We start from the raw sequence: 26,135 nt of genomic DNA, 5'->3' as shown, positions 1-26,135 counted from the left end.
TGCCTGCCTGAGCAGTGACAACCCTAAATCGGCTGAGCTATGACGTTACCACCCGACTTTTTGTCGAGGCAAGAGCTTGCGACGGCAAATTACCGAACTGTGATCCGCCGTACAAAACGGCGTCAGTGAGCGAAATAGTGCATGCCGCCGTCTACCGGGATCACCGCACCGGTGATATATCGCGCGAGCGGGGAACAAAGAAACGCGGCCAGATAAGCCATGTCTTCCGGCTCGCCAAAATAGCCGATCGGGATATTCTGTTCGATAAATGCCAGGCGCGCGGCGTCGGTCGGGTGCAGTTTTTCACGCACCTGTTTGCTATTAATCCGCCCGGGCTGCAGCGTATTGACGGTAATACCCTGCGCAGCCACCTCTCCCGCCAGCCCCTTGGCCCACAGATGCAATGCACCTTTAGCGGCAGTGGCGGCGTTTAAACTACGCGGCTCCATCGAGCCACTGATGTTGATGATCCGGCCCCATCCCTGCGCCTGCATACCGGGCAACAGTGCGTGGGTGACCCGACGCGCCGGCGTGAAATTCAGGGCAAAAGCCTCTTCCCAACCCGTGTCGCCTTCGTTCAGTGCGGTTGGACGAGCCCCGCCGACGGCATTAATCACAATGTCTATCGTGCCGAAGCGTTGCTGCACCTGAGCAAGCAGGCTGTCGAGTGCTCCTGCATCGGTGATATCCGCCGCAATCACGTAAGGCCGTATGCCACCGCTTTTCGCGATCTCATCTGCCAGGGCCAGCAGGCGATCTTCACGACGGGCGGTAGCCACCACGGTAACGCCCTGCGCTGCAAATACCCTGACCATACCCGCACCGATTCCTTCACTGGCGCCGGTCACCAACGCGACGCGATCCTGCAGTTGCAAATTCATAAGATTACCTTATTGAATAATTCAATTTGGTTTCAAACATAACGGCATTGAATCACACCCCGCTCTGTGTGAATATTCCATAAATTTGCAACGATACTGTGCAGGAATTCACTGATGTTCGATTGGCAGGATTTAAAACACTTTGTGGTGCTGGCGCGTACCGGTTCATTGTCGGCAGCGGCGCGAGAGATGGGCTATGATCACGCCACCGTGGGCCGCCGAGTCGCGGCACTGGAGAAAGCGCTCGGTCTGCGGCTGATCCTCCGCCTGCCGCGCAGCACACCGCTGACACAGGATGGCAAAATGATTGCCGGGCTGGCTGCCGAGATTGAAAACCAAAGCCACGCCATTGTCCGTCATGCGCGCGGCGCCGGCGAAACACCGCAAACCCAGGTGCGCATCAGTGCACCGCCGTCGATAGCCGCACGGGTTATCGCACCGGAGATTGCGAGATTTCATCAGGCTTTTCCGCATATTACGTTGATACTCTCCGGCGAGTCGGCCATCGCCGAACTGAACCGTGGCGATGCCGAAGTGGCGGTGCGGATGGTACGTCCGCAACAACCGGATCTGCTGGTTCAGCGCATCGGCATGATGCGCTACGCGCTGTACGCCACGCCGCAGCACGCAGCCCTGCCGGAAGCCGCACGGGCCTTTATCGCTTATGACCACCACTACCAACACCAGCCCCACCAGCAGTGGCTGCAGCAGCTGTTGCAGGGCCGCCCGGTTGTTTTTGAGGCCAGCGATCTGTTCTCGCTGCAAGAAGCCGCGCGTTCTGGGCTAGGTGCCGTGGTATTGCCGACGTTTGTCGCCGATAGCGACCCAGATCTGGTGGTTTTACCCACCCCCATCGCCGCGCCAACTCGCGAGCTGTGGCTGGTCACTTATCCCGATCTGGCGCGGTCCGTTGCCGTACGCGCAGTGATGACTTTTCTGGCGGATACCATCGAAAAAAAATGCCCATTGGCGACATAAAACATCAGCAAGGCTAATTGATACTGGACAAAAGTCACGCAGGGGATTATTACTGATCACCGCGTAATTCACTTTAGGGACAGCTGAGATCATGACTTTGCGTACTGAGTTTGGACGAATTCTGATTACCGGCGCGGGCGGCCGGGTCGCTACGGCATTACGTCAGTCCGTTGGCAATCGCTATCAGCTGCGGCTGGCGGAAAGAGACGTCAGCCTGTTGCACAATCTGCAGCCGGACGACGAGATCATCAGTTTTGATATCGCCGATATCGAAGCTTGCCGGGCGGCCTGCGCCAATATCGATACCGTACTGCACCTGGCGGCCGATCCTTCCCCCGATGCCGATTTTTGCAATTCACTGATGGACAACAATATCCTCGGCACCTTCAATATCTTCCGTGCGGCGAAGGACGCCGGTTGCAAACGCGTGGTGTTCGCCAGCAGCGCGCAGGCGGTGGAGGGCTATCCGTTGGATTACCAAATTCGACCGCAGGACGCGCCCAAGCCGAAAAATCTGTACGGGGTCAGCAAAGCGTTTGGCGAGGGTATCGCCGCCTACTTTGCCCATCAGGAGGGGCTGTCTTCACTGTCGGTACGCATCGCCAACTTCACCACGTTGGAACGCGGTGAACAACTCAGCGCCCGTGATATGAGCGCCTTCCTCAGCCATCGCGACGCCGCCGATCTGCTCGAACGCTGCCTGCGCATTGAAGGCGTGCACCATGCGGTGGTGCACGGCGTTTCCAACAACCGCTATAAGCGCCTGTCGCTGGAGGAAACCACCCGCCTGCTCGGCTACTACCCGCAGGACGATGCCTTCAGCATCCTCGGTTTCGACTAAAGCTTGCTATCGATGCGCTGCAGCAGATAAGGGAAAAACGGGTTAGAGGCAATGCGCATCAGTGAATCCAGATCGACCACCAGCACCGAACGTTCGCCACGCGCTGCCAGCGTACCCAGGCTGATGCCGAACTCGCCGCGCTGAGCCGGGAAGCGGCCATAAAGCGAATCGCTCACCGGGAATGGCAGTGCCACGTGCGACAGCGAATAGATGTCCGCCGGATAGGTCATGCCCAGTGGCTGTACGCTTTGCGTCGTTTCTCCGGCCGCTGTCACACTGGCAATGGCTTCGCTACTCTCGGGCGAGGCGTTGGCAATCACCGTGGTTTGATAACGGCGCGGCGGTGCAGGCAACAGTTGGCTGACCGCCGCCGCCGCATTGGGTCGCAGCAAGGGCCCAAAGTTTACCGTACGATTGACGTCAAACAGCACCAGTTCGCTGCCGTTAGCCGGCAATTCATTATATAACGCGCGGATCACCGCCCGCGTACTGACGGTCGAATCCATTACCGACTGGAAGGTCAGCACCGGCGCCAATTTGTCCAGCTTGCCATCACGCGCTGCCCGAGCGATTTGCTGTTGCAGACCGTTGCTGAGAAGGTAAGACTGACGCGCGCCGTTCACTGGAAATGAATTGTATTTGAAGGGGTTAAACTCCGGCAGGACGCCGAGCCAGGCCGCTTTGGCAAACGCCGGAAACACCGCCGGCCAGCCGGCAATACCGGCGAAACGGGCAAAACTGGTCACGCCAATCATCGGTGAGATCAACACCAACCGCTGCGGCGCCGCCAACTGCGGATCGTCCAGCGCATCCAACGCATACTTCATCGCCAGCGCACCACCGTTGGAAAAGCCCACGATATGCAGCGGCTTGTCGCCTCCGGCCTTGCTGCGCGCCTCGCGCACGGCTAAACGCGTTGCCGCCAGCCAGTCGCGCCATTCAATATCGGTCAGTGCCCCCGGCACCGTACCGTGCGCCGGCAGGCGAATACCTACCGCCACATACCCCTGCTGCCGGTAGTTCTCAGCGATATGCCGCAGGCTATAAGGCGAATCTGTCAGGCCGTGCAGCAGCACCACCGCACCACGGGGTTCGCCCTGCGGCAGCAATTCGTAGGAGCGGTTCCAGTCGTGGGCAAAATGTTCCGGGTAGACCGGGCTGCCGTCAAAATAACGGTTGAGCGGAATGCGTTCGCTGGCGGAGAGTTTGTCCGTGACGTTAACTTTCACCTCGTCAAACACCAGGCTCTCTGCGGCCAGATAACCTTGCCAGTTGGTTTTATCCAGCTCGGCGGCCGACAACTCGTGCGGCACAAAAGTATGCCACGGCTCCAACGCAGGGCCGCGCTGAGTATCGTAAACCCGCACCGCAAACAGCGTGAGCAAGACGGTGACGCCCACTATCGTCAGTCGTTTGGTCCATTTAATTATCGCCCTGGAAGGCATGCTCACTCCTGAATTCACGGTTATCCAGCAGCGATTATAGAAGCTAAACGCCCGCAGGGGCAGCTCACTGACCGCCAACTTCTACCCGCCTATTTTTAGAGCCTGCTCACAGAACGCGCATTTCCCGACCTTTTTCACGGATAAAAATTGATCTGCCAACCGAATGTTTGTAGGTTTTCTGTAACGATACACTAAAACGTTACAGTTAAAGATTAAGACACAAAGTATCGTCCCGTTCCCCCCTGTCCCTACCGCATTGCCCAGCAGGGGAATCATCTTCACCACCAGCATCGCAGGCTGTCTGCGATCGGGAGCCAGGCTCATGAAATCAATGACATGCCGCTTAACGCCGCGCCTGTTTATCACGTTGTTATTTATGCTGTTTACCCTGCCGTTGCGCGCCAACGCCGCCGAAGTCAACCTGCGGGTTTATTCATCGTTACCCGACGATGGCTACTCCGCACACGCTATCTGGTTCAACCGTTTCAAACAGAATTTGGAGCAGCGTCTGCCGGGTAAAATCGCCCTTAACTATTTCCCGAACGGCATGCTCGGTAAAGAAGCCGATGCGGTGCAGCAGGTGCGCATCGGCGCGATCGACATGATGATCTCCGGGACTTCCATCTGGGCCACGCTGGTGCCGGAGATCGGCGTGTTGGATCTGGGTTATCTGTTTAATGACAACCAACAACTGGGCCGGGCGCTCGACGGCCAGGCAGGCCAACTGCTGAGCGCCATGTTGGCCAAACAGAGCAACATCAAGGTGCTGGGTTACGGTTTCAGCCTGGGGGCACGCAACATTTACAGTAAAAAACCGCTGCAGTCGCCGCAGGATCTTAATCGGATGAAGGTGCGGGTGCTCCCGGCCCCCAATTTCATCGCCACGCTGAAAAGCATGGGCGCTACGGCAATCCCAATGCCCGGCGGTGAGGTTTACTCCGCACTGCAGATGGGAGTGATCGACGGCGTGGAACACGATGCCGCCACGGTGTACACCAGCAAGTATTACGAGATCGCCAAAAACGCCACGCTGACCCGTCATATCTATAACCCGATAGTGGCCACCATCAGCCATGCGGCTTTCCAGCGCATTCCGCAAGACTTGCGTGACGAGGTGCTGGCCGCGGCCAACGAAGCCACCCTTTATGAACGCAAAATTGCGGCGGAAAAAGAAATTCAGGCCATGGAAAAACTGAAAGCCGCCGGCGTGATTTTCAGCGAAACCGACCGCGACTATTTCCGCCAGCAAACCCTGCCGCTGCAGGCGGCATTTACCGCTAAGTATCCACAGGCCAAAGCGGTGCTGGACGCCATTCATGCCGCAGCGCAGCCGTAACGCGCCCCGGCGGAGGATTTGCTATGACCCTTCCTGTAACCCTTGAAATGAGCGTGAAAAAAGTGGCTATTCTGACGCAGTTAAGCCGCGGCCTGACCCGCTTTACCGCCTGGGGCGGCGCACTGGCGCTGCTGGTGAACGTGGTGGTGGTTTTCGCTTCGGTCGTCTGGCGCTACGCGCTGCACAGCCCGATCGAATGGGCTGAAGAGGTGGCGCGTGCGCTGATGGTGACGCTGGTGTTCTTTGGCGTCGCCACCTCCACCGGGCGCGGCAGACACATTGGTGTCGATCTGTTTCTGCGCTGGCTACCGGAAGCCACCCGGCCGTATGTGGTGCATGCCAGCCGCTGGGTGTTGGTGTTGGTGGCATTGGGGCTGACGGTATCCAGCTTTAGCCTGGTCGGCATTTCGCTGCCGCAGACCACCGAGCACGGCCTGCCGCAGGCAATTTTCGTGGTGCCGGTATTTATCGGTGCCGCGGTGATGTTGGTCAGCGCGCTCGACCACGCCTGCCAGGCGCCGCTGAAAGTGGTGTTAACCAGCGCCGCCGTTGTCGCGCTGTTGGGTGGCGCGGGCTACCTTAGCTTGCATACTGCCACCGGGCTCAGCTCGCTGCCCGCCGCATTGATGCTGGCCTGCTTTATTCTTGGCATTATCTCCGGCGTGCCGATCGCCTTTACCCTCGGGATGTCGGCGATGGTGTTTTTCCTCAGCGATCCGTCGCTACCGTTCGTCTTTTTTGCCCAACAGGTCACCGCCGGCGTCGACCATTTCGTGCTGCTGGCGATCCCGTTCTTTCTATTGGCCGGCGCGGTGATGGAAGTCAACGGCATGTCGTCACGGCTGGTTGAGCTGATCGTGCGCGGCATGGGGCGCTATCGCGGCGGCCTGAACATGACGACGATTTTGTCGATGGCGTTTTTCTCCGGCATTTCCGGTTCCAAGCTGGCGGACGTCGCCACGGTCGGCGGCGTGCTGATGCCGGCGGTACGTCGGGCTCGCCAACCTGCCGAAGAGTCTGCCGGGGTATTCGCCGCTTCAGCCATTATGGCGGAGACCATTCCCCCCTGTGTAAACCTGATCGTAATGGGCTTTATCGCCAACATTTCGATTGGCGCGCTGTTTATCGCCGGGCTGATCCCCGCCCTGTGCCTGCTGGTATTGCTGCTGATTGCCGCCGTGATATTCGGCAAACGCATCAACGTCGATGACGCCTACACGGTACGGATGCCGACGCGCCAACTGCTGATCGGCGCCGCCGTCGGTCTGGTCATGATTTTGATGATCGGCAAGGGGGTGGTGGCCGGCATCGCCACCTCCACGGAGATCTCCGCCTTCGCGGTGGTCTACGCCATCGTGGTCGGGCGGTTGGCCTTTGGTGAGCTGACGCTGAAAGCTACCCTGAAGCTGTTTGTCGACACCGCCGCGCTGTCCGGCATGCTGCTGTTTATCGTCGCCTGCGCCACCAGTTTGTCCTTCGCTCTGACCATCGAAATGATCCCGCAGCAGTGCGCACAGCTGCTGGTCGCCATCGGCGCAGAATACGGTCCGTGGCTGTTCCTGCTGCTGTCGATTGTCATCCTGATTATCTTCGGCGCAGTGCTGGAGGGCGCTCCGGCGCTGATTATCTTTGCGCCGATCCTGGTGCCCATCGCCACCCAGCTCGGCTTCAACCCGTTGCACTACGCCATTGTGATGATTCTGGCGATGGGTTTCGGCCTGTTTTCCCCGCCGATCGGCCTGGGGTTGTACACCACCTGCGCCATCTGCGGCGTCCCGATGCAGGACGTGATTAAACCTATGGCCAAATACCTGCTGATCGTGCTGTTCGGCATCATCGTTATCGCGCTATTCCCGGCGCTCTCCACCTGGTTGCCGACGCGGCTGGGCTACTGATTTTCTCAAGCAAGGAGTCACACCATGTTCTCTGATTTAACCGACAAACGCGTATTGATCACCGGTTCCACCGCCGGTATCGGGCTGGCGACCGCCGCCCTGTTCGCCCGGCACGGCGCCAAGGTAGGCATTAACGGCCTGCGCAGTGAGCCACCGGCAGAGATCGCCACCTTCCCCGGTGAATGCGCATTCTTCTCGGCCGATCTGTCGCGCTCCGCCGGCTGCGAGGCATTGGTGGAAGCCTTTGTCGCCCGCTTTGGCGGCATCGATATTTTGATCAACAACGCCGGTGGATTGGGCGGTCGCAACGGGCTGGAAGCGATAGACGACGAGTTTTTTGATCGAGTGATGGATTTGAACTGCCGCTCGGCGCTGATGGTGACCAAATTCGCTATCCCTCACCTGCGCGCTTCGGCTCGCGAGAATGGGACGACCGCCAGCGTCATCAGCACCGGCTCCATTGCGGCACGCGAAGGCGGCGGGATCGGCGCCGGGCTGTATGCCAGCGCCAAAGCCTGGTTGCACAATATCCACCGCAACTGGGTGAAGGAGTTCACCCAGGACAATATCCGTTTCAATATCGTGTCGCCAGGCAGCATCGATACCGCTTTCCATCACGGCAAGAGCGACGAAGTGCTGGGTAAAATGCGCGCTTCCATTCCGATGGGCCGCTTTGGCCGCAGCGAAGAGGTGGCGCCCACCTACCTGTTCCTGGCCTCGCATAACTGTAGCGGATATATCACCGGGCAAATTATCGACGTCAACGGCGGTCAACTCGCGCCCTAAGGGTCTGTGACTCACTTTCGGCCGCGTGATAAAGTCGGGGTAATGGGTTAATGCAAAACGGGAATGTGATGGCGAATATACGTGATGTGGCACGTCATGCCGGGGTGTCGGTCAGTACGGTATCCAACGTGCTGAACGGCCGAGTCGATCAGATGCGCAAGGATACGCTGGCCCGTATTGAACAGGCGATGGCGGCGCTGCAATACCAGCCAAACCGCGCCGCGCAGCAGCTTAAAACCGGGCAGGTCAAAATGCTGGGCCTGCTGGTACCGTCCATCGTCAACCCCAGCTTCGCTGCGCTGGTGCGCGAAATTGAGCTGGCGGCTAAGCAAAACTATGGTTATCAAGTGTTGCTGGGCGATACCCATCGCCAACAGGAAGAAGAGATCCGTTTTCTCGACGATCTGCTGGCGTTAGGCATTCGCGGCGTGGTGGTGGCCTCCACGTTTTACGATCGCCCTCATTTTCGCGATGCCCTGAAACGCGGCCTGGTGATGATTAACTACGACGAGCGCACTCTGGCCGTCCCTGGCGAGGCGGCGCTGCCGATTGACAGCGTGTCGATGGATAATTGCGCCGCTGGCAGCATGGCGGCACAGCATCTGATAGCCCAAGGCTGCCGCCGTATCGCCTTCGCTACCGCTTCCGGCATGACCAGCAGCCGCGCCAACAAAATTGCCGGTTACCGGCAGGCACTGGAGAACGCAGGGCTGCCGGCCTGGGTGATCGAAGGCAAGGCGCAGTTCGCCTACGGTGATGCTGAAATGGCCGAGTTAGGCAAGACGCTGGCCGAACAAATTTGCCAGAGTGAACCCCGGCCGGACGGCATTGTAGCGCTGAACGACATGTTGGCCATCGGCATGATTTCCTCCTTCCAGCGGCTCGGCGTACGGGTGCCCGAGGATATTTCAGTTGTCGGCATCGATAACATGTTCCTGTCCGAGCTGTTTAACCCGGCGCTTAGCTCAGTGGCGCCGCCGCTGCGCGAGATGGCGGTGAAAATCGTCGATCGGCTGATTGGTCGGCTGGAAAACCCTGAATTGCCGGTGGAGGAGTTTTTATTCGCGCCTAGCCTGGTGCGCCGACAGTCGGTCATTAACACGTAACCTCCTGCGGGGCTACGGCTCCGCTCTCTTTCATACTGAATCCATGCTGCGCTAAAGCGCGGCGGGAGCTTCGCTGCGCCCAAAACCGCAGCGGGAGAATAAAAATGAACAATGAATCCTGCGTTTACTGCCATCCAACCAATGAAATCCTGCTGTGGCAAAACCCGCTGTGCCGGGCCATTTTCATTGCCGACAGCCCTTTCCCCGGCTGGTGTCGGGTGGTCTGGCATGAGCATATCGCCGAACTGAGCGATTTGCGTGACGACCAACGCAACAGCATCATGACCGTGGTCGCTCAGGTTGAAGCGCAACTACGGCAATTGCTGACGCCGGCGAAGATCAATATCGCCAGCCTGGGCACCGCACTGCCCCATTTGCATTGGCATATCATCCCGCGCTACCTCGACGACTCACATTTCCCGGAGCCGGTCTGGAGCCAGGCGCTACGCGCGCCAACGGCGAGAACCGTGCCGGAGAATTTTATTGAATTAATGAGGGAACGGCTGGCGATAACGCTGGGGGAATAACAAAACGCCGGGCATGGCCCGGCGTTTACTATTTAATTAAGGCTTTTCGGCGATTTTTCGCAGGTACTCATTATTTTTAAACGCAATGATGATCATTTCGAAACAAACGCGGGTGAACACGCCGCCGATAATGATCGCAAACAGGCCGCGGAAGAACTCACCGTAGAACATCAACCCAATCCCGACAACAATGATGCCCAGCAGGCACAGCCAGTACACGCCGGTGATGATTTTCGGCGTCAGCATCGCATCAAAAAAGAAAATGTTTTTCATTGTAAATCCTTCCTTAGGCCAGTATTTAATTATCCCGGAGGCACCGCATCAGTGCGGCATGCCTTGTTGTCACGCCAGTTATGATAGCGAGTAACGTGACGAAAAGCGCTCAGAAATCAGCAGGCCATTACATAAGGGTTGAGGATGTTTAACAAAATCGGCAACAAAATCCTGGGCGGTTTAGCGGCGCTGCTGCTCAGCCAAAGCGTACTGGCACAGGAAACGCTGATCTTCGTGCGGCACGGGGAAAAACCCGCCAACGACAGCGGGCAGTTAACCTGTAAAGGGCTCAATCGCGCGCTGGCACTGCCGGACGTGCTACTGGACCGCTATGGCAAACCTGACTTTATCTTTGCCGCCGGGCCCAAAGAGAATAAGACCGGCAGTTCGCTGCGAGCACTGTCGACCATTATGCCCACCGCGGTACGTGTCGGACTGCCGATCGGCATTCAATTCCACGCCGATGACATCGCCGGGCTGCAGCAGGAGCTGCTCAGCGATAAGTACCAAAACTCGCGCATCTTCATCGCCTGGGAGCACAAGAATCTCGATAAGGCAGTGAAGAACATCGTTGCCGCGCGCGGCGGCGACGCCAGTTTGGTGCCCGAATGGCCAGGTAGCGACTTCGACAGCATTTTTGTGGTCACGCTGGATCAGGGCAAGGTTTCGTTCCGGCAAGAACGTGAGGGGTTGACTCAGTTGGCGGAGAGCTGCCCTTTCGCGGGGTAATACCATACTGCCTTCTGGCAGCCCTGCAAGAAGGCTGAAGGTTTCACCGCCTGACCTTTCGTTTTATCTGCCCGATGTCGCCACCGGCGTAATAAGTTCCAGCTCAACGCCCCGCCGGATGGCTTGGCGAGCGTTACTGACGCCCAATTTAACCACTGTATTACCCATATAAAATTTCACCGTGCTCACGGAAATACCTGAAATAGCAGCAATTTCCCCATAGGTTTTACCCATACTCGCCCAATACAGCACTTCCTTTTCTCGTGGGGTGAAAATAGACTTCTGTGTGTTCATATTATTTTTCTGCATGCCGGGAATTGCCGATCCGGCTAGACGATACATCTGCTCATTAATATCGATCAGTAACATCTGCATAGTCCCGAGATCGGATGAGATACGTTTTTCCAATTCCCCTTGTACGCGACTGCCTATAACGACAGATAATAGCGCCAGATTGTTCAGATGGTCATGCAACACAAAGGTCAATCCATTAAAAATATTGTACCGTTTAGAGAGAGAAAATATCTTATCTGTCATCAGAGTAATATTCTCGTCCCATACAAAGGGTGAAGTGCGTTTAGACGCAATCAATACTACCGGGTCAGTGAGTTGGAAATTATTGGTTCGATAGAGATCCAGCCACTCACCCGGATAGCTTGAAATAATAAGTGAATCTGATGGATTGTTCTTTCTGAGAGCGAGGTAGGCATATTCCGGGCTACCGAATGGTAACAACTTCCTATCGATATGATCCCGAAGCGTTTCCGTTATTGTTCGATTTTCATTGAAGGCAGAAAACATACAGGCTCCGTGGCGGTCAGACTTTCCCTTTGGTGATCGAACCTGAACTTAAGTCTAGGTATAGATGGGACTTAAGTACAACTTACGGATTTGGAACCGCAACATATAATGAGTCTCGTTAGGCACTGGAAAAAAAACCTGACCTGTACGGTCAGGTAGCCAACACAGCCAACACCAGGGAAAAATTTCCGGTCAGACAGGGTATACGAAAAATCACTGCTGACCGGGATCCTTACTTTAACACTGCTAATTTATCCTTTTAAATTCATCTGCGCTGACGCTGTTGACCAGCCCCTGTTTGACTAGACGATCAGCGTCAGTGCAAAGAATGGTGTTCGCCAGAGATAACGTCTTTGAGCCGAGTCCACTGCGCTATTTTAATTTATTATATATTGGACTATTTTATAAACACCCCAACCATTTAATAATAATCAATTAAGATTACTCATCAACATATATATAAATAAAATAGTGCAATGGAAATGATATAAATTATTTATATATCGAAACAAACAATGGCTAAATATCTTTAAATTTAAAAAATCAACTCCCGCATTCACTAATATCAAACTAATGTCTTGTATTTCACTTATGGGATTGAATATCTACAGGAACCTGTAAATATCTTTATTAGCGGTGCTAGGGTAGCGCCGCACTGATTAAGGAAAGATCATGATGACCAGATCCCCCCTTGGTACTACTGCTTCAACAGGGCAAAAATGCCCGGAAAGCGGCGTTTGGAAGGTAGTGGGCACACCATCAACCACCGCCCCCATCGCGAAAGGTAATACCATGCCGCCCTACAATAATAAGGCGGCTACCTGGAAGTTAACCCAGTACGCCTAAGCCTTAAGTTATAAGCCGCCGCTTCGGGGCGGCTTTATTGCTGACGTTCAAGCCAACAAAGAAAGTCCATCATTCGCTCGGTAAACTCAGCATCATTAGCATTATTGATAGCATGTGCCAGCAGATAATCTATTTCTGTAGCCTTATCAGGATGCCGCGCTAATAATTGCTCGGCATAATCATCAAGCGCTATCGGCCAAAACAGGCTATCAGGATCACGCAGCATATTAGTTGCTCTGATCAGCTTTCTGGCCGCTTCGCGTTTGAGTCGTTGCAGCTCAGCAACCCGAGACCCGCCCGAGATTTTCACACCATAATCTTCCAGCACGGTGCGCAGATCGGCATTTACCGCCCGCGCAATGCGACGATCTGGCCGGAACAGTGGCAATGCGTTGCTAACGTCATTTCCCCAAAGACAGCGGCAATGGTGTTTCAACCAATAGCCCCAGCTATAGCGATTGGCGGGATTTAGCGCTTCATCGAGGGTGCCAATATCAAAATCCACCTTGCTGACTATCGTCTGATATTGCTGGAAATCCTCACGCCATTGCTCAATAAGCGCCAATTCAGCGTCAGAAGCCCGCCGACTCAGCAACAAGGTGATATCCAAATCGGACTCCCCCGGTGTCGCTTGTCCGCGTGCCACACTGCCATAGAGATAAATACAGTGGATCAAGTCGGGGAAATGGCTCGGCAAGCCTGCGACCAACGCTGTCAGCACAGGCGTGAACGCATCCTGCAATGAGAAGTCGGTTACCGTGGGGATAAAGCCATCGCGGCAGAAGGTCATTGGCTGCTCCGAAGGGGTTTACGCTGGAGAGTGGCGGAAGATCACAGGAGTCGAACCTGCCCAGGACCGCTGGCGGCCCCAACCGGATTTGAAGTCCGGCCGCCCCACCGGGGACGAGGATCTTCCTTCGGGAGTCAGAAGCAAGAGCCTGATTATAGCGCAGTTTATCCTTAGCGCTAAGAGGGAAATAGCGGCGGCCCCCGGCAACAATGCCGGAGGCCGGCAGAATTACGGCTTCAACAGATCTTTGACGTCCAGCAGGATAAATTCATTGTCATCCGCCACATTCGGCTGGCGGCTGGAGGAGAACGGGAAGTTATTGTCGTTACCGACAATAATATGACTGCCGTCCACCACGTCGACGTTTTCAATGGTGAAGAACGGGAAGGTCAGCACACCGTTGTTCAGCGGTTTGCGCGCCAACTTGTTCGGGTCCTGAATGTTCAACAGGTCGATATAAGCCAGTTTATCGACCGGTTTGCCGACGTTGGCATCAGAAAAAGCGATTTTATATACCCGCTTGAACTTCGCCACCTGGCTGAAGCAGTTGTCGGTTGGCGCACCCGCCGCGCAAGCTTTGTCCGGCGTACCTTCACCATTATCACGCTCAATCACCAGGCCATGGGTAGCGTCGATCATATTGAAATCGCCGATGGCGTTCTGGTTGTCTTCCAGCACGTACTGCCAGCTGCGGCCAGTCCAGGCCTGCTGTTTCACGTCAAATTCCAGCACCCGCAGGTAACGTTTTCCATCGCGGTTTTCAAACTTTTCGCCATCCCACAGCGCGCCCTCAAGCAACGGGTACAGCTTGCTGCCGTCCGGCGATGCCGCCATGCCCTCAAAACCCTTGGAACGCGCCACCTGGAAGTTCTGTTTGCCATCCGGAGCACCCGGCAGAGTCAGCGTCGGGTTATCCGGCGATTTGACTACCTTGCCGTCCACCTTGGTGTCGAACACCGCCAACACCTTACCGTCCAGATCGGCCTTGATCAGGTAAGGGCCGAATTCATCGCCGATCCACAGGGCATTGTCGGCAAACTGGAAGCTTTCCGGGTCGAAGTCGCTACCGGTCAGGTAACGCTGGTCGGTGCTCTCATTGACGATATGGAACGGCACTTTCAGGTCAGGATCGTGCAGGAATACCGTTTTCAGCGGCGTCACCGTGCCGTTGTCAAAGTCGATTTTGTAGTGATTGAGGTACAGCATCGCATCCGGTGAGTTGGCTTTGCTGCCGAAGCCGTTGTCGGTCAACACCCAGTAGGTGCCGTCAGGCATGTGCTTGATACCGGAATGGCCCTGAAGGGGTTGGCCCGCGATCGGCAGGCCGATACCGGTCATGCGATCGGCGGATTTTCCCGCCACGCTGCCCAGTTCCGTCACGCGTTTGCCGCTGGTGTACTTACCGCTTTGTTGCAAATCGGTGGGAGCATCCTGTGGCGCCGCAACACTGGATTTTACCGCCAGTATCGCATGCCCGGCCAGCGTCGCAGACACCGGTTGGGCGTCAGCCCACAGGTTACCGCTCAGCGCCATACAGCCAGCCAACAGCGCCAGACGAGTTTTGGTGATGTGCATGTCATGGTTCCCTTTTTGTTGTTATCGCCCAGAAGTAAAAGCAACGTCACTATAGGGAGCCGCAATGACAGAAATATTATTCGGCGAACGCTCGCCGGTAGCTGTGCGGATGGAAGCACCAGGTGATGGCGATAAGCACCACCACCAGCAGTGCGTGAATTTGCCAATCGAGCACAAAGCCACCGCTGTAATCACGCAACAGGCCGGAAATGTACGGCGTCGTACCCGCCAGCAGGAAGCCGATACCCTGCATAAATGCCACCAGTCGCCCCGCCGCCGCCGGGTGCGGAATATGGTCGAGCGCCAGCACCAGGCACAGCGGGAATGCACCGCCCAGCCCCAGGCCGGATAGCAGTACCCACAGCCAAGGCAGCGTTTGCGGCAGGTAGATAAGGCCGATGAAACCTGCCAACTGCATGATCAGCGCCAGCAACAACAGCGGACGGCGGTCCGTAGCGCGCGCCAAGGCGGGCAACAGCAGCGCCCCCACGACCTGGCCGAAGGTCATCAGCGCCAATAGCGATCCGCTGGCCTGCGGCTGCCAGCCGAGCTGCATGTAATAAGGGGGGAGCCAGGCGATCAGGCTGGTGTAGCCGCCATTAATCAAACCGAAATAGGCACCGAGCAACCAGGCGCGACGGCTGCACCATAAGCTCGGTCCGCGAGCAGTACCGGATGGCGTCAGGCGTGCCAAACCTCGGCTGACGGGCCACCAGGCGATCAACGCCACCAGCGCCGGCGCTGCCCACCAGGCCAGCGCGCTATGCCAGTCATGGCCAACACTCATCAGCCAAGGAGTAATCGCCGCCCCCAGCCCACCGCCGCCCATCAGCGCCGCCGACCACAGCCCGGCCACCAACGCCATCTGCTTGAGAAAATGATGCTTGATAATACCGGGCATCACCGCCTGGATAACGCCAATTCCCAGCCCGCCCAGCACTGCACTCAGCATCAACTGCGTGCTGCCCGGGGCCAGCTCGCGCCAGGCAGCACCCAGGCCAATGGCCAGCAAACTCAGGACAACGCTGGTGCGTTCACTGAACAAACGGTTGATGGCACCGCCAGCCAACGCCATCAGCCCCATCATCAACACCGGCAAGGTGGTCAGCAGGGCCGCGCCGCCAAAACTCAGCCCGGTAGCCTGGCGCAGCGTCGGCAACAGCGGGCCAATAGACGTCAGCAACGGCCGCATATTCAAGCCAATCAGCACCAGTGCCCACAGCAGGGGATTGAACCAGCGGCGTAAGAAAGGGGGAGCAATAAAATGATTTAACACGGTCTACTCCTGAACTTCCGGGGTGAAGAGTGCGACGTCACAACCTGTACGCCGCAGCGTTGCATTACTCTAGGCAACGCCGCTAGTATTGGGAAATTAAATAATAAAATAGCCAGCAGTGGGAAAATGAATCGCTACCCGATGTTCAATCCGCAGTTATTGCTCAGCTTTGTCGCCGTGTGCGACAGCGGTAGCTTCACCCGCGCCGCGGACCGGGTATTTTTATCGCAGTCCACCGTCAGCCAGCAGGTGCGTCGGTTGGAGGAGATGCTCGGTAAACCGCTATTTGAGCGCTCCTCTCATCAGGTATTACTGACCGAGGAAGGCGTCAAACTGTTGAGCTATGCGCGGCGGATCATCGCGCTGAATGAAGAGGCACATGACGCCCTGACCGGTATCTGGCGCGACGGCGTACTGCGGTTGGGGATGCCGGAGGATTTCGCGGCACCGACTACGGAACTGCTGGCGGAATTCAGCCGGGCGCACCCGCACCTGCGGCTGGACGTCACCAGCGGCCTGAGCGCCGATCTGCACAGCGCCTATGCCCGTGAAGAACTGGACCTGATCCTGGTGAAACAGCGTCGTAGTCAACCTCCGCGCGCCGCCAGGCCGGAGCCGCTACTGTGGCTGGATAGCCTGGCCTTTCCGGCCATCGAACAATCCCCGGTACCGCTGGCGGTGTTCCCGCTCAATGGCCTGTACCGCGATGACCTGTGCCAGGCGTTGGATAACCTTGGCAAGCGCTGGCGCATCGGCTACAGCAGTGCCAGTCTGGCGGCTCTCACCGCCGCATCCGCCGCCGGGTTAGGCGTCACGCTGTTGCCAGCTAGCTGTCGCTTGCCCAGCCACCGGGTGCTCGGCATCGCCGAAGGGTTACCGCCGATCGACAGCATCGAACTGGCGCTGTATTACCGCGACGGTGCCCCCGCCGCCACCCCGGCACTGGCCGAACAGCTGAAGGCGTTTTGCGGGTTGGTGTAAAGACAGCTGTGTGGCCATCGCGAATGCACCCGGCCTAATACCCGACCTCACCGTAACGCTCACGGTAATCTTTCGGCGTCATGTCGTAACCCTTCTTGAATACCGAGTAAAAATACTGCAGTGAGGGGTAGCCGCACATCTGCGAAATTTCAGCAATAGGTAGCGACGTCGCCGTGAGTAAATTACGGGAACGATCGAGCTTCTCTTCGTGGATTACATGGTGAATTGTCTGGTTCAGTTCATCCTTGAAACGTTTTTCCAGGTTAGAACGCGATATACCCACAGCATCCAATACTTGCTCTACCTTAATACCTTGGCAAGCATGGTGGCGTATATAATGCATAGCATGAATCACTGCGGGATCGCGCAAAGAGCGAAAGTCTGTAGAACGCCGTTCAATGACTTTTATTGGGGGAACCAAAATGCGCTGTAATGGCAGTACCTGCCCATTGAGCAGTTGATGCAGCAATTTCGCGGCACGATAGCCCATCTGGCGGGTACCCTGTGCGACCGAAGACAATGCCACCCGCGAAAGATAACGCGTAAGTTCCTCATTATCGATACCAATCACGCACAGTTTTTCTGGCACAGCGATATCCAGATGTTCGCAAACCTGCAGCAGATGGCGTGCCCGGGCATCAGTCACGGCGATGATGCCGGTCTGCTGCGGCAGCGTCTGTACCCAGTCCGCCAACCGGTTTTGTGCGTATTGCCAATTGTCTGGCGACGTGGCCATTCCCTGATAGATAACTCCTTGATATTTTTCGGCAGCCACCAACGCCTTGAAGGCGTATTCACGCTCCTTCGCCCATTGTTTTCCACCTTCGCTTGGCAATCCGTAGAAAGCAAAACGATTAATGCCCTTTTCTTTCAAGTGAGTGAAGGCCGCCGCGACCAAGGAGTGGTTGTCGGTAGCAATGTAGTGCACCGGTGGGTATTCATCATCGCGATGGTAAGAACCCCCCACGCCGACGATAGGCACAGTGACATTTTGCAGTAGTCGCTCAATCTCTACATCGTCAAAATCAGCAATGACGCCATCACCCAGCCAGTCTTTAATATTGTCGATACGGCAGCGAAAATCCTCTTCAATAAAAATATCCCAGTCACACTGCGACGCCTGCAAATACTCGCCCACACCTTCTACCACCTGACGGTCGTACACTTTGTTAGCGTTGAATAGCAGCGTAATCCGATAGCGCTTATCGAACATATCTACCCCACTCCACGTTTGAGCTCTTTGCGTCCATATACAACACGAATGGCCATTTCGACGTTAATCCTTTGCTTTACTTGTGAGCAATATCACGTAAGTCATTTTTCATAACAGCAAAAGTAAAACCCGGAATAAACACCCTGATGCATTAGCGCTATCGTAGCACCACAATAATGACAAACGTCAAGGTGAGGTCGTGTGATGGATAACTATAACTTTAATAATAAAATATCACGCAAAGGAACTCATAGCGCCAAGTGGGAAAGCACAAGCGATGCATTACCCATGCCATTAATTCCCCTTTCCGTTGCCGACATGGATATTCCACTACCGAATAAAACAATCAGTTTACTTAATGAATTCACAAACAAAGGGATTTATGGCTATACATTACTGAGCGAAAATTGGGGAGAAACCGTCACGCAATGGATGCAACGTCATTGCCACTGGCATATCAATGCTGAGCACGTGGTCTTTTGCCCGCGAGTCATACAGGCCGTATCTCTGTACATCCAGAATTTTACTGCGCCGGGAGATAGCATCGTCAGCCTGGCGCCGGCATATCATCCCATCAGCCACAGTGTCGTACTTAATCAGCGTAAACTGTTGGAAAGCGAGCTGCGCTATCATCATGGGTGCTATACCATCGACTTCGATGACCTTGAGAATAAATTTAAACATGCGCGCTGTTTTATTTTATTATCACCCCATAATCCAACGGGCACCGTTTGGGAAAAAGAATCATTAATAAAAATCGCACAGTTGGCCGAGAAATATCACGTCTTTATTATTTCAGATGATGTTCATTCTGATTTCATTTTTAGTCATCACCAGCACCAGGTAATTTCATCCGTTAGCTCCTACGTTGAGCAAAATTCTTTTATCTGCACCTCTCCGGCAAAAACATTTAACATGGCTGGTCTTGAAGTTGCCAACATTATTATTGCCAATAAACAACACCGTCAAAAATTTATACATTGTCTCGAAGCTGCGGGGATTCACAACCCCGGATACTACGCCGTCCCAGCCTTTTTAAGCGTTTACCGCGACTGTGATGACTGGCTATTCGCCTTAAAAAACTACCTTGCCGATAACCGCGCATGGGTAATCAACATGCTAAGTAAACATTTTCCTGACTGGGTGGTTACCCGCAGCACGGGAACATACATGCTCTGGGTGAATTACCAAGCAAGTCACCTCAGCGAAGATCAACTAAAGCACTGGTTCCTTAACCTTGCCGGCGTCGAAATGAGCTGGGGCTCGGGGTTTGGCGAGTCGGGAATAGGCTTTTTCAGAATCAATATTGCCACGCCACGAGATACGCTGGCTGAAGCATTAGAACGAATCATCAGTACTTCCCCCTACGCACACCAGGAGTAGTACCCCATGAATAATATAATAAAACCACGCGCACCGACGCTGACTGAATCCCTGCTGCCGATCGTTACCATGGTGCTGTTGTTGGGTATTGGCTACGCCGCTTTTGACCTACCGCCAGAACCTCTGATGGTACTGTCTACTGTGATTGCTGCACTATTGGTTAAACGCCTCGGTCACAGCTACAACGATATTCTCGTATCTATCTCGCAAAAAATAGCCAAAACAATGCCCGCCTTGCTGATTCTCATCAGCGTAGGTTTGCTGATTGGTACGTGGATGGCGGGTGGCACGATTCCGCTGATGATTTATTACGGCCTAAAACTGATCAACCCGGCGATGCTGTACGTCACCGCACTGCTGGTCACTTCAGTTGTGTCCGTTTGCACTGGCACTTCCTGGGGTTCAGCAGGTACCGTGGGCGTCGCGTTTATGGGCGTCGCCATAGGTATGGATGCAAACCTGGCCGCTACTGCAGGAGCCGTGGTTGCAGGCGCATACTTTGGCGATAAACTCTCACCGCTGTCTGGCGATACTAACCTCGCGGCCATGGCGGCACAGGTCGATTTGTACGAACATATTGGCCATCTGCTGTACACCACCCTGCCATCACTCATTCTTTCCGCCGCTGTGATGTTCTTTTATGGCATGTCAGGCGATCTCGCAGGCGCCGCCATTCCAGACAAGGTCTTGTTGATTACCTCTGGCCTGGCCGGGATCTACCATTTTAATCTGTTGTTGTTGTTACCCGTAGCCATTGTGCTCTATGGCTCAATCACCAAAAAACCGACTATCCCTATCATGCTGGTTTCAGCGCTGGTAGCCATGGCCAATGCCTCATTTATTCAAGGATTTGCCTTTCATGATGTCGTCAAAAGCGCAGTCGACGGCTTTAACGTGTCGATGGTGGGTAATCAAGATATCAACCCTGTACTGAGTAATCTGCTGAACCGTGGTGGCATGAATTCCATGATGAGCACGCTGCTGATCTGCTTTTGTGCCCTTTCTTTTGCAGGCACGCTGGCACTGAGTGGTGCACTGGAAGTGATTGTCCACGCACTGCTTAAATTGGTGCACTCCACTGGCACCATGATCCTGGCAACACTGGCCTGTGGCCTGACCATGATCAGCGTCACCTGCAACGGGCAAATATCCATTCTGATCCCTATTGAGATGCTGCGTAATGCCTATATCGAGCGCGGTCTGCACCCGAAGAATCTGAGCCGCACGGTGGAAGACTCCGCAACAATCTTTGAACCTATTCTGCCCTGGACCGCCGCAGGCGCATACATGGCAGGCACGCTCGGTGTCGCCACACTCAGCTATCTGCCGTGGGCAGTGCTGTGCTGGAGCGGGATATTTTTTGCCACGCTGTGGGGATTTACCGGATTCGGTATCGCCCGGCTGAAAAAAGAAGAACAGCAGCAGTTGCTGGCCCAAACCGCCGATAACCTCAAATAAGGAAGCCCCGAATGTCATATTTTGATCAGCTTGAGCAAGTGCGCTACGAAGGCCCAGCCAGCAATAACCCCCTGGCCTTTCATCACTACAATCCGGATGAACTGGTGCTTGGCAAGCGCATGGCGGAACATCTGCGTTTCGCCGCCTGTTATTGGCATACCTTCTGCTGGAACGGCGCGGACATGTTCGGCGTCGGTGCCTTCGATCGTCCCTGGCAGCAGCCGGGCGACGCGCTGGCGCTGGCCAAACGCAAAGCCGACGTGGCGTTCGAGTTCTTCCACAAGCTGAACGTACCTTACTACTGCTTCCATGACGTAGACGTCTCACCGGAAGGTGCCTCGCTGAAAGAGTATCTGCACAACTTTGCGGTAATGACCGACGTGCTGGAAGAAAAGCAGCACAGCAGCGGCGTGAAACTGCTGTGGGGCACCGCCAACTGTTTTACCCATCCGCGTTATGGCGCCGGGGCCGCCACCAACCCGGATCCGGAAATCTTCAGTTGGGCAGCCACCCAGGTATTCACCGCCATGAACGCCACCCAGCGCCTGGGCGGTGAAAACTACGTGCTGTGGGGCGGGCGTGAAGGCTATGAGACCTTGCTCAATACCGATTTGCGCCAGGAACGTGAGCAAATTGGCCGCTTTATGCAGATGGTGGTGGAGCATAAACACAAAACCGGTTTCCAGGGCACCCTGCTGATTGAGCCCAAACCGCAGGAACCGACCAAACATCAGTACGACTACGACGTCGCCACCGTCTATGGTTTCCTTAAGCAGTTCGGCCTGGAAAAAGAGATCAAGGTGAATATCGAAGCCAACCACGCCACGCTGGCAGGCCATTCGTTCCACCATGAAATCGCCACCGCCATTGCGCTGGGCATTTTCGGCTCTGTCGATGCCAACCGGGGTGACCCACAGCTGGGCTGGGATACCGACCAATTCCCGATCAGCGTAGAAGAGAACGCGCTGGTGATGTTCGAAATTCTCAACGCCGGGGGATTCACCACCGGTGGGTTGAACTTCGATGCCAAAGTCCGCCGTCAAAGTACCGACAAGTACGATCTGTTCTATGGTCATATTGGCGCCATGGATACTATGGCACTGGCACTGAAGGTCGCGGCAAAAATGGTGACTGACGGCCAGTTGCATCAGCAGGTAGCAAAACGCTATGCCGGCTGGAATGGTGAATTGGGCCAGCAAATTTTGCAGGGCAAACTGTCGCTCGAAGCCTTGGCGCAGTACGCTGAAGGCCATGCACTGGCGCCGCAGCACGTCAGCGGCCGTCAGGAACAGCTCGAAAACCTGATGAACCGCTATCTGTTCGGCTAACCGATCGCGCGGCACACGCCGCGCCTTTAAGGATCCTCAACCATGTATATCGGCATCGATCTCGGCACTTCCGGCGTAAAAGTTATTTTGCTCAGCGAGCAGGGCCAATTGCTCGCCAGCCACGGTGAATCGCTGCCCATTTCCCGTCCTCATCCCCTATGGTCAGAGCAGGCCCCGCAGGACTGGTGGCACGCCACCGACCGCGCGATGCTGGCGCTGGGCAAGCAACACAGCCTGCAGCAGGTAAAAGCCATTGGGCTCAGCGGTCAGATGCACGGTGCCACGCTGTTGGATGCACGTCAGCAGGTGCTGCGCCCGGCGATTTTGTGGAACGACGGCAGAAGCGCCGCACAGTGTCTGGCGCTGGAACAGGCGGTGCCGCAGTCGCGGCAAATCACTGGCAACCTGATGATGCCGGGCTTTACCGCCCCTAAACTGCTGTGGGTACGCCAGCATGAGCCCGAGCTGTTCAAACGTATAGATAAAGTCCTGCTGCCCAAGGATTACCTGCGCTGGTGCCTCACCGGCGAATTCGCCAGCGACATGTCGGACGCCGCAGGAACCGGCTGGCTGAACGTGGCGCGGCGCGACTGGAGCGAGGAGATGCTGGCGGCATGCAGCCTGACTCGCCGCCAGATGCCACAGCTGTTCGAAGGCAATCAGATCACCGGCCAGACCCATATTGAACTGGCCAAACGTTGGGGCATGTCGCCAGTGCCGGTGGTGGCCGGCGGCGGTGATAATGCCGCCGGGGCGATCGGCGTAGGCCTGTATCAGCCGGGGCAGGCGATGTTGTCACTCGGCACCTCCGGCGTTTATTTTGCCGTCAGCGACGGTTTTCTCAGTAACCCGGCCAGCGCGGTACACAGTTTCTGCCATGCGTTGCCCGACACCTGGCACCTGATGTCGGTCACGCTCAGCGCCGCATCCTGCCTGGACTGGGTGTGCAAACTTACCAACGTCGAGGACGTCGCTACCCTACTGCGCAATGTCGAACAGGCGCCGCCGGCGGCAGCGCCGCTGTGGTTCCTGCCCTATCTGTCCGGCGAGCGTACGCCGCACAACAATCCTAACGCCAAAGGCGCATTCTGGGGCCTGACTCACCAACATGGGCCAACCGACCTGGCGCGCGCCGTGCTGGAAGGGGTTGGTTTCGCCCTGGCTGATGGCATGGACGTACTGCACGCCAGCGGTCTGCAGCCGTCCAGTATCACCCTGATTGGCGGCGGCGCGCGCAGCCCCTTCTGGCGACAAATGCTGGCGGATATCAGCGGCCAGCGGCTGGAATACCGCACCGGCGGCGATGTTGGCCCGGCGCTGGGGGCGGCTCGCTTGGCTCAGATTGCCCTGAACCCGCAGCGCCCACTGGCTGAATTGTTGCCTGAATTGCCGCTGGAACAGGTACATACACCGGATGCCGAGCGCCACCAGCAGTACACCGCGCTGCGCAGCACCTTCCGCGAGCTCTATTCCCGTCTGTTACCGTTGATGTAAAATCAAAGGGGGCCAAACAGCGCCCCCTTATTATTGCCAAATCGAATAGTCGCCAGTGGCAAATGTCACTGCCAACCCACGCGCTCCTCTCCTAAATTGGTGGCTGTCTTTTGACGCACCTCACCTCTGGATTAAGGAATTGAACGTGGAAAAAAACCAACAACAAAGCCGCAGAGCTTTCCTAAGCCAAACCGGCAAGCTCACCACCGCCTGTGCAGTCATTGGCCTGACGGGGGGCGTGGCGCAAGCCGCCGCGCCAGCGAGCAGCGCATGTATACCAGAGAGCACACCTATGACCCTGACCGACAGCCACTACTGGCTGAGCGACGTTCGACTGGAAGACGGTTTTGAGTACGATGGCGAGACGGTGATCGGCACCCGCACCGCGCTGTATCAACTTGAAATCAAAGACGGAAAAATTGCCGCCGTTCACCCGAAAGAAGCAACGCCTCCCGCCGGGGTAGCGCGCTATCAGGCGCAGGGCCAACTGCTGTTGCCGGCATTTCGCGACATGCATATCCATCTGGATAAAACCTTCTACAGCGGCCCATGGCAGGCACCACGCCCACGTCAGGGCAAAACCATCATGGACATGATCGCGCTCGAACAGACCTTGATCCCCAAGCTGTTGCCCACCTCGCAGCAGCGTGCGGAAAACCTGATCGCCTTGCTGCAATCGAAAGGCAGCACCGTGGCACGCAGCCACTGCAATATCGATCCGGTCAGCGGGCTGAAAAGCCTGGAACACCTGCAGCGTGCGCTGGAAAACCACCGGGCGGACTTCAGCTGTGAAATCGTCGCCTTCCCGCAGCATGGCCTGCTGCATTCCAAAGTCGACGGCTTGATGCGCGAGGCCATGCAGATGGGGGTGCAATACGTCGGCGGACTGGATCCGACCAACGTTGACGGCGCCATGGAGAAGTCGCTGGATGCGATGTTCCAGATTGCACTCGACACCGGCAAAGGCGTCGATATCCACCTGCATGAAACCAGCCCCGCCGGCGTAGCGGCAATCAACTACATGATCGCCACCGTAGAAAAGAACCCGGCGCTGCGCGGTAAAGTCACCATCAGCCATGCGTTTGCCCTAACCGTGCTGAACCCGAATGAGCTGGAGGAAACCGCTAGCCAGCTGGCGGCGCAGCAAATCACCATCGCCTCTACGGTGCCGATTGGCGGGCTGATGATGCCGCTGCCGCAGCTCAGTGAAAAAGGGGTATTTGTGATGACCGGAACCGACAGCGTGATCGACCATTGGTCACCGTTCGGCAGCGGTGACATTCTGGAAAAAGCCAACCTTTACGCCCAACTTTACCGCGGCTCCGACGAATTCCACCTCTCCCGTGCTATGGCAATCTCGACCGGTGGCGTGCTGCCGCTGAACGACAAGGGCCAACGCGTCTGGCCGCAGGCCGGGGACAACGCAGAGTTTGTACTGGTCAACGCCAGTTGCTCCGCCGAGGCGGTGGCCCGCCTGCCGGCGCGCACGGCCACTTTCCATCAGGGGCAGCTGGTCGCTGGCCAGGTCGGCAAAGCCTGATGCTGGTCCGTTGATGCCACCATGATGGCCGTTTTTGGCCTTCTGCCAGACAAGGTAACGGCGCAGTATGGCGTAATACCCATTGGCGGAGGGCCGAAAATGTCACAGAGCGCGTTATTGATCATCGATGTTCAACAATCATTCCAGCATCGTCCATTCTGGCAGGAAGAAGATCTGCCCGCTTTCCAGCAGGCACTGACACGGCTGATCGAAGGCTGTCGCCGGCAGGGCATAGCCCTGGTTGATGTTTTCCACGTATCACCGGAGGGGCCGTTTTCGCTGGCATCCGGCTGGGTAAAACCACTGCCGTTCCTCAACCATCAGGCAGACGTCACCGTTCATAAACAGGTGCACAATGCACTGACCGAATCCGGTCTGGACGCCTGGCTGCGCCAACGGGATATCGATCACTTGATTATCTCCGGCATCCGCACCGAACAGTGCTGCGAAACCACCACCCGGGTGGCGTCCGATCTCGGTTATCGGGTGACTTTCGTCACCGAGGCCACGATGACTTTCCCGATGCAGCATCCCAATGGAGAAGTCTTTACCACCGAACAACTCAAGCGGCATACTGAGACGGTGCTGGTCGACCGCTTCGCCCAGCTCGCCAGCGTGGATGAAGTACTGGCGCAACTCTCACAGGAGTAATC

At 56.2% G+C, this 26,135-nt stretch carries 23 protein-coding genes and 1 tRNA gene; 15 read left to right on the top strand and 9 right to left on the bottom strand.

Annotated elements, in window-relative coordinates; genetic code table 11:
• Positions 1–122 precede the first annotated feature (122 nt).
• A complete protein-coding gene (locus AAZT04_RS21260; protein WP_197821503.1) occupies positions 123–881 on the bottom strand; it encodes an SDR family NAD(P)-dependent oxidoreductase in 759 nt (252 codons plus the stop codon).
• Between the two features lie 114 nt (positions 882–995).
• Here AAZT04_RS21260 and AAZT04_RS21255 point away from each other — a divergent pair, with 114 nt between their 5' ends.
• Both AAZT04_RS21255 and AAZT04_RS21250 read left to right on the top strand, forming a co-directional pair.
• On the top strand, positions 996–1,859 hold the full coding sequence (locus AAZT04_RS21255; RefSeq protein WP_434681639.1) for a LysR family transcriptional regulator: 864 nt from the start codon (positions 996–998) through the stop codon (positions 1,857–1,859).
• Between the two features lie 91 nt (positions 1,860–1,950).
• Positions 1,951–2,700: an NAD-dependent epimerase/dehydratase family protein gene (locus tag AAZT04_RS21250; RefSeq protein ID WP_197821501.1), complete on the top strand. Its 750-nt coding sequence runs from the start codon at positions 1,951–1,953 to the stop codon at positions 2,698–2,700.
• On the opposite strand, the gene AAZT04_RS21245 is transcribed toward AAZT04_RS21250, so the two are convergent.
• Positions 2,697–4,145, bottom strand: a complete 1,449-nt coding sequence (locus AAZT04_RS21245) for an alpha/beta hydrolase (RefSeq protein ID WP_434681636.1) — start codon at positions 4,143–4,145, stop codon at positions 2,697–2,699. The genes AAZT04_RS21250 and AAZT04_RS21245 overlap by 4 nt on opposite strands.
• 322 nt (positions 4,146–4,467) lie before the next feature.
• On the opposite strand from AAZT04_RS21245, the gene AAZT04_RS21240 reads away from it, so the two are divergent.
• The 5 genes from AAZT04_RS21240 (at position 4,468) to AAZT04_RS21220 (ending at position 9,795) form a co-directional block, all read left to right on the top strand.
• Positions 4,468–5,481: a TRAP transporter substrate-binding protein gene (locus AAZT04_RS21240; protein ID WP_197821500.1), complete on the top strand. Its 1,014-nt coding sequence runs from the start codon at positions 4,468–4,470 to the stop codon at positions 5,479–5,481.
• A 23-nt stretch (positions 5,482–5,504) separates the two neighbouring features.
• Positions 5,505–7,376 carry a TRAP transporter large permease gene (locus AAZT04_RS21235; RefSeq protein WP_434681634.1) on the top strand — a complete coding sequence of 624 codons (1,872 nt, stop codon included), beginning with the start codon at positions 5,505–5,507 and terminating at the stop codon, positions 7,374–7,376.
• A gap of 24 nt (positions 7,377–7,400) precedes the next feature.
• Positions 7,401–8,162 (top strand): SDR family NAD(P)-dependent oxidoreductase, encoded by a 762-nt coding sequence (locus tag AAZT04_RS21230; protein ID WP_020824707.1) that lies wholly within the window; start codon positions 7,401–7,403, stop codon positions 8,160–8,162.
• Positions 8,163–8,230: 68 nt separating this feature from the next.
• Complete coding sequence (locus AAZT04_RS21225) at positions 8,231–9,268, top strand: LacI family DNA-binding transcriptional regulator (protein WP_260629435.1); 1,038 nt, start codon at positions 8,231–8,233, stop codon at positions 9,266–9,268.
• 104 nt (positions 9,269–9,372) lie between these two features.
• Complete coding sequence (locus AAZT04_RS21220) at positions 9,373–9,795, top strand: HIT family protein (protein ID WP_048759415.1); 423 nt, start codon at positions 9,373–9,375, stop codon at positions 9,793–9,795.
• A gap of 36 nt (positions 9,796–9,831) precedes the next feature.
• Here AAZT04_RS21220 and AAZT04_RS21215 read toward each other — a convergent pair whose 3' ends face one another.
• Entirely contained in the window at positions 9,832–10,068 is a 237-nt protein-coding gene (locus AAZT04_RS21215; protein WP_046374782.1) for a DUF4282 domain-containing protein, read from the bottom strand.
• Positions 10,069–10,212: 144 nt separating this feature from the next.
• On the opposite strand from AAZT04_RS21215, the gene AAZT04_RS21210 reads away from it, so the two are divergent.
• On the top strand, positions 10,213–10,797 hold the full coding sequence (locus tag AAZT04_RS21210; RefSeq protein WP_115057932.1) for a histidine phosphatase family protein: 585 nt from the start codon (positions 10,213–10,215) through the stop codon (positions 10,795–10,797).
• A 63-nt stretch (positions 10,798–10,860) separates the two neighbouring features.
• On the opposite strand, the gene AAZT04_RS21205 is transcribed toward AAZT04_RS21210, so the two are convergent.
• The 5 genes from AAZT04_RS21205 to AAZT04_RS21185 all read right to left on the bottom strand — a co-directional run bounded on the left by AAZT04_RS21205 (position 10,861) and on the right by AAZT04_RS21185 (position 16,085).
• Entirely contained in the window at positions 10,861–11,598 is a 738-nt protein-coding gene (locus AAZT04_RS21205) for a helix-turn-helix transcriptional regulator (protein ID WP_434681630.1), read from the bottom strand.
• 880 nt (positions 11,599–12,478) lie between these two features.
• A complete protein-coding gene (locus tag AAZT04_RS21200; RefSeq protein WP_434681628.1) occupies positions 12,479–13,234 on the bottom strand; it encodes a nucleotidyltransferase domain-containing protein in 756 nt (251 codons plus the stop codon).
• A gap of 31 nt (positions 13,235–13,265) precedes the next feature.
• A tRNA-Sec gene (locus AAZT04_RS21195) sits at positions 13,266–13,360 on the bottom strand.
• 102 nt (positions 13,361–13,462) lie between these two features.
• Positions 13,463–14,809: an esterase-like activity of phytase family protein gene (locus AAZT04_RS21190; RefSeq protein ID WP_048759407.1), complete on the bottom strand. Its 1,347-nt coding sequence runs from the start codon at positions 14,807–14,809 to the stop codon at positions 13,463–13,465.
• A gap of 76 nt (positions 14,810–14,885) precedes the next feature.
• Positions 14,886–16,085, bottom strand: a complete 1,200-nt coding sequence (locus AAZT04_RS21185; protein WP_434681625.1) for a cyanate transporter — start codon at positions 16,083–16,085, stop codon at positions 14,886–14,888.
• A 126-nt stretch (positions 16,086–16,211) separates the two neighbouring features.
• Between AAZT04_RS21185 and AAZT04_RS21180 the strand changes: the two genes are divergently transcribed.
• Positions 16,212–17,066 carry a LysR family transcriptional regulator gene (locus AAZT04_RS21180; protein WP_434681623.1) on the top strand — a complete coding sequence of 285 codons (855 nt, stop codon included), beginning with the start codon at positions 16,212–16,214 and terminating at the stop codon, positions 17,064–17,066.
• Positions 17,067–17,100: 34 nt separating this feature from the next.
• Here the strand turns inward: AAZT04_RS21180 and xylR are convergent, their stop codons facing one another.
• Positions 17,101–18,279, bottom strand: coding sequence for a D-xylose utilization transcriptional activator XylR (xylR, locus tag AAZT04_RS21175; protein ID WP_261157631.1), 1,179 nt, complete (start codon positions 18,277–18,279; stop codon positions 17,101–17,103).
• Positions 18,280–18,483: 204 nt separating this feature from the next.
• On the opposite strand from xylR, the gene AAZT04_RS21170 reads away from it, so the two are divergent.
• From AAZT04_RS21170 to AAZT04_RS21145, 6 genes are all read left to right on the top strand, one after another.
• Positions 18,484–19,662, top strand: a complete 1,179-nt coding sequence (locus tag AAZT04_RS21170) for a MalY/PatB family protein (RefSeq protein WP_261136447.1) — start codon at positions 18,484–18,486, stop codon at positions 19,660–19,662.
• A gap of 6 nt (positions 19,663–19,668) precedes the next feature.
• On the top strand, positions 19,669–21,120 hold the full coding sequence (gene nhaC / locus AAZT04_RS21165; protein ID WP_116691489.1) for a Na+/H+ antiporter NhaC: 1,452 nt from the start codon (positions 19,669–19,671) through the stop codon (positions 21,118–21,120).
• Between the two features lie 11 nt (positions 21,121–21,131).
• Entirely contained in the window at positions 21,132–22,448 is a 1,317-nt protein-coding gene (gene xylA / locus AAZT04_RS21160) for a xylose isomerase (RefSeq protein ID WP_046374803.1), read from the top strand.
• A gap of 42 nt (positions 22,449–22,490) precedes the next feature.
• The gene (xylB, locus tag AAZT04_RS21155; protein ID WP_046374804.1) at positions 22,491–23,942 is read left to right on the top strand and encodes a xylulokinase; all 1,452 of its coding nucleotides are present in this window, start codon (positions 22,491–22,493) and stop codon (positions 23,940–23,942) included.
• Positions 23,943–24,087: 145 nt separating this feature from the next.
• The gene (locus AAZT04_RS21150; RefSeq protein WP_434681620.1) at positions 24,088–25,482 is read left to right on the top strand and encodes an amidohydrolase family protein; all 1,395 of its coding nucleotides are present in this window, start codon (positions 24,088–24,090) and stop codon (positions 25,480–25,482) included.
• A 99-nt stretch (positions 25,483–25,581) separates the two neighbouring features.
• The gene (locus tag AAZT04_RS21145) at positions 25,582–26,133 is read left to right on the top strand and encodes a cysteine hydrolase family protein (RefSeq protein ID WP_129982596.1); all 552 of its coding nucleotides are present in this window, start codon (positions 25,582–25,584) and stop codon (positions 26,131–26,133) included.
• Positions 26,134–26,135 lie beyond the last annotated feature (2 nt).

Origin of the sequence: Serratia sp. Je.1.23.a (assembly GCF_051129805.1) — a bacterium.
GTDB lineage: Bacteria > Pseudomonadota > Gammaproteobacteria > Enterobacterales > Enterobacteriaceae > Serratia > Serratia liquefaciens.
Note: the sequence above shows the minus strand (reverse complement) of the source record. Positions and strands in the feature narration are given on the sequence as shown.

Excerpts from the sequence above, each read along its gene's own strand:
- AAZT04_RS21260 (WP_197821503.1), bottom strand. The coding sequence starts at position 881 with ATGAATTTGCAACTGCAGGATCGCGTCGCGTTGGTGACCGGCGCCAGT.
- AAZT04_RS21255 (WP_434681639.1), top strand. The coding sequence starts at position 996 with ATGTTCGATTGGCAGGATTTAAAACACTTTGTGGTGCTGGCGCGTACC.
- AAZT04_RS21250 (WP_197821501.1), top strand. The coding sequence starts at position 1,951 with ATGACTTTGCGTACTGAGTTTGGACGAATTCTGATTACCGGCGCGGGC.
- AAZT04_RS21245 (WP_434681636.1), bottom strand. The coding sequence starts at position 4,145 with ATGCCTTCCAGGGCGATAATTAAATGGACCAAACGACTGACGATAGTG.
- AAZT04_RS21240 (WP_197821500.1), top strand. The coding sequence starts at position 4,468 with ATGAAATCAATGACATGCCGCTTAACGCCGCGCCTGTTTATCACGTTG.
- AAZT04_RS21235 (WP_434681634.1), top strand. The coding sequence starts at position 5,505 with ATGACCCTTCCTGTAACCCTTGAAATGAGCGTGAAAAAAGTGGCTATT.
- AAZT04_RS21230 (WP_020824707.1), top strand. The coding sequence starts at position 7,401 with ATGTTCTCTGATTTAACCGACAAACGCGTATTGATCACCGGTTCCACC.
- AAZT04_RS21225 (WP_260629435.1), top strand. The coding sequence starts at position 8,231 with ATGGCGAATATACGTGATGTGGCACGTCATGCCGGGGTGTCGGTCAGT.
- AAZT04_RS21220 (WP_048759415.1), top strand. The coding sequence starts at position 9,373 with ATGAACAATGAATCCTGCGTTTACTGCCATCCAACCAATGAAATCCTG.
- AAZT04_RS21215 (WP_046374782.1), bottom strand. The coding sequence starts at position 10,068 with ATGAAAAACATTTTCTTTTTTGATGCGATGCTGACGCCGAAAATCATC.
- AAZT04_RS21210 (WP_115057932.1), top strand. The coding sequence starts at position 10,213 with ATGTTTAACAAAATCGGCAACAAAATCCTGGGCGGTTTAGCGGCGCTG.
- AAZT04_RS21205 (WP_434681630.1), bottom strand. The coding sequence starts at position 11,598 with ATGTTTTCTGCCTTCAATGAAAATCGAACAATAACGGAAACGCTTCGG.
- AAZT04_RS21200 (WP_434681628.1), bottom strand. The coding sequence starts at position 13,234 with ATGACCTTCTGCCGCGATGGCTTTATCCCCACGGTAACCGACTTCTCA.
- AAZT04_RS21190 (WP_048759407.1), bottom strand. The coding sequence starts at position 14,809 with ATGCACATCACCAAAACTCGTCTGGCGCTGTTGGCTGGCTGTATGGCG.
- AAZT04_RS21180 (WP_434681623.1), top strand. The coding sequence starts at position 16,212 with ATGAATCGCTACCCGATGTTCAATCCGCAGTTATTGCTCAGCTTTGTC.
- xylR (WP_261157631.1), bottom strand. The coding sequence starts at position 18,279 with ATGTTCGATAAGCGCTATCGGATTACGCTGCTATTCAACGCTAACAAA.
- AAZT04_RS21170 (WP_261136447.1), top strand. The coding sequence starts at position 18,484 with ATGGATAACTATAACTTTAATAATAAAATATCACGCAAAGGAACTCAT.
- nhaC (WP_116691489.1), top strand. The coding sequence starts at position 19,669 with ATGAATAATATAATAAAACCACGCGCACCGACGCTGACTGAATCCCTG.
- xylA (WP_046374803.1), top strand. The coding sequence starts at position 21,132 with ATGTCATATTTTGATCAGCTTGAGCAAGTGCGCTACGAAGGCCCAGCC.
- xylB (WP_046374804.1), top strand. The coding sequence starts at position 22,491 with ATGTATATCGGCATCGATCTCGGCACTTCCGGCGTAAAAGTTATTTTG.
- AAZT04_RS21145 (WP_129982596.1), top strand. The coding sequence starts at position 25,582 with ATGTCACAGAGCGCGTTATTGATCATCGATGTTCAACAATCATTCCAG.